A 2,434-nucleotide genomic window follows, 5' to 3' on the forward strand; every position below is an offset into this window, starting at 1 on the left:
CGAGCCCGGTAGTGATTGTGGGGCACCACGTACTCCGTGCCCGAGCCGATGCGCTCGCGGATCTTTCCGAGCGCGGCGTGGACGGGGATCATCTCGTCCAGCATCCGGAGCATGGGCTCGTAGAGGGCCACGTCGATCACCTGGCCGAGCCCCGTGCGATGACGGCTCTCGATGGCGGCGAGGGCGCCGAAGGCGCCCATCACGCCGGCGAGGTAGTCGGGAATGGTCGGCGTTCCCGGCGAGACGGGCGGGCGATCAGGAAAGCCGGAGATATAGCTGACGCCGCTCACCGCGCCCGCGATGCGGCCGAACCCCGGCCGCTCGCGGCTCGGGCCCGTCTGGCCGAAGGCCGAGATCCGCACCATGACCAGCCGCGGGTTCACCGCCGACAGCTCCGCATAGCCCAAACGCCACTTCTCCATGGTCCCTGGCCGGAAGTTCTCGGCGAGAATATCGGCCCCGGCGGCCAGCCGCGTGATGAGGGCTTGGCCCTCGGGCTCGCGCAGGTTGCAGGTGATGGATTTCTTGTTGCGGCCCTCGACCAGCCACATGTACGAGATCCCCTCCGCCGGAGTGTGTCCGAGACGTCGGAGGTCGTCCCCAATCCCGGGCTGCTCGACCTTGATCACCTCGCAGCCCAGCTCGCCGAGGAGCGTGCAGCAGAAGGGCGCGGCCACGAAGGTGGCCAGGTCGAGAGCCTTGAGGCCGTCAAGCGCTCCGCTCATCGCGCCCAATCCTAGGACCGCATCGCGCCGGGGTCAGGTCTTGCAATACGACAGAGGGTAAAACGATCGCCTCAGATGTTGCATTGCAAGACCTGACCCCGTCAGGAGCCGGAGCGACGCGACCCGGGTGATACGAGCCTGACCGCGATGTGGACCGGGTCGGGCACCGTGGATCGATCGGTCTCCATCTGCCAGGAGCCGATCTGGGCCATGCCCCGGGTGAACTCGCCGTAGCGCGATTGCGGGACGATGGCGACGAAGGTGAAGTCGCGCTGCCGGCGCACCTGGGTCGCGCCGACTCGCGCGAGCAGGGTCGAAAGATCACGCTCGGCCGTGCTTCGATCCTTGACGGAAAGCTGGACGACCACATCGAGCCTTGGCGCGGGAGCGGCCGGCGGGGCGGCCTCCCTCTGCCCCCGGGAAGCCACGCCCGGCGAGGCCTCGCTCGCCGTCGGCTTCTGACGCGCGCCACGGTCAGCCGGCGGCGGTGGCGATGGAAGGGGCACGGCCCTCTTGGGCCCGAGGTCGGCCGATCGGCCTGCCACTTCAGGGCGAAGAGTCTGCGCGACGGGAGGGACGGCCTTGGGCCGAGCGGGCGATGAAGGCGGGGCCGGCGATTCCGGGGTGGCAGGCTCCCGAGGCTCGTAGCGATTGCCGGCGGCCGCCGCCTCCTCCAAGGCGATGCGGTGCTCTTGCCTTTGCTGATAGACATGAAAGGCAAGCGCGATGAGGATCACGACGGCCGCGGCGCTGGCCAGCACCGTGAAGACGAGCAGGCGGCGCCGGCGGAGCCCCTCCCTGAGAACGGCGGACCTGGATGCGTCCCCGCTCGGGCCCCTCGAGGCCCGGGCCGGGGGCTTCTCTTCCTGGAGCCTCTCGAGCTCTCCACGACACGTGGCGCACTCATTGATGTGGGCTTCGACCGCCGCCAGCTCGGTCAGGCGGATCTTGCCCTCGCGAAAGAGGAGAAAGCACTCGCGAGCTTCCTCGCATGTCATGGAAGCAATCGCCTTCTCTCAACAGGTACGGTCGCCTTCTCAACGACCGTGTAAGAACACCCCCCGCGATGCGGTAGAAATTTCAGAGGCCGGGCTGGGGGCGGGTCCGCCACGTGAGCAACCATGACATCGGCCATGCCGATGAGACAGGACAGGAGGCTGAAGAACAAAGGCTTTCTCACCGACCCATGACGAAGGCCGCCGCGACGAGCCCGATTCCGAAAATTGTCTCCATTGCCAGGCGCAGCCTTCCGATTCCTGAACTGCATCGCATGTGCCAAGCCGGCTCGCCACCCGCGGCCCGTGCTACCGTAGCAGCCCTGTGATCTCGCTGTTGTTGCTATGGCTGCGCGCGGCCGGACTCGTGGGCCAAGCGGTCTCGCTCGGCGGGGCGATCTTCGCGCTGGCCGTCTTGCGCCCGTCGCGCCCGCGAGAGCCTGCCAGCGTGCTCGATCGCGTGCTCGCCCTCATCACGTTCGGCGCCCTCCTCGCCGCCGCCGCGCAAGCCGGCGTGCTCGTCGTCCTGGCCAAAGCCCTGGGAGACGATGCCGGCTGGCCGCTAGGCGCCATGCTCGGCTCGACGGTCGGCGTGATCGGCCTCATCCGCATCGCGGTGGCGCTCCTGGGCGCCGCGGCCGCGCACGCCCTCCGTCGCGATCCAGAATCTTCCGCGCGAAGTACATTACTTCTGATCTCGGGCGTCTTGCTTGC

The 2,434-nt window shown here is 68.4% G+C and carries 3 protein-coding genes; 1 reads left to right on the plus strand and 2 read right to left on the minus strand.

The window, feature by feature from the left end; genetic code table 11:
- Both VGT00_10095 and VGT00_10100 read right to left on the minus strand, forming a co-directional pair.
- On the minus strand, positions 1–725 hold a 725-nt coding region (locus tag VGT00_10095; GenBank protein HEV8531754.1), incomplete at its 3' end, for a CoA transferase.
- A gap of 101 nt (positions 726–826) precedes the next feature.
- On the minus strand, positions 827–1,723 hold the full coding sequence (locus VGT00_10100) for a hypothetical protein (protein HEV8531755.1): 897 nt from the start codon (positions 1,721–1,723) through the stop codon (positions 827–829).
- A 322-nt stretch (positions 1,724–2,045) separates the two neighbouring features.
- Here VGT00_10100 and VGT00_10105 point away from each other — a divergent pair.
- Positions 2,046–2,434: hypothetical protein (locus VGT00_10105; protein ID HEV8531756.1), on the plus strand; the 389-nt coding region annotated here is incomplete at its 3' end.

Source organism: Candidatus Methylomirabilota bacterium, assembly GCA_036002485.1.
In the GTDB taxonomy this organism is placed as follows: Bacteria; Methylomirabilota; Methylomirabilia; order Rokubacteriales; family CSP1-6; genus AR37.

Coding starts and splice junctions, on each gene's coding strand:
- VGT00_10100 (HEV8531755.1), bottom strand. CDS start 1,723: ATGACATGCGAGGAAGCTCGCGAGTGCTTTCTCCTCTTTCGCGAGGGC.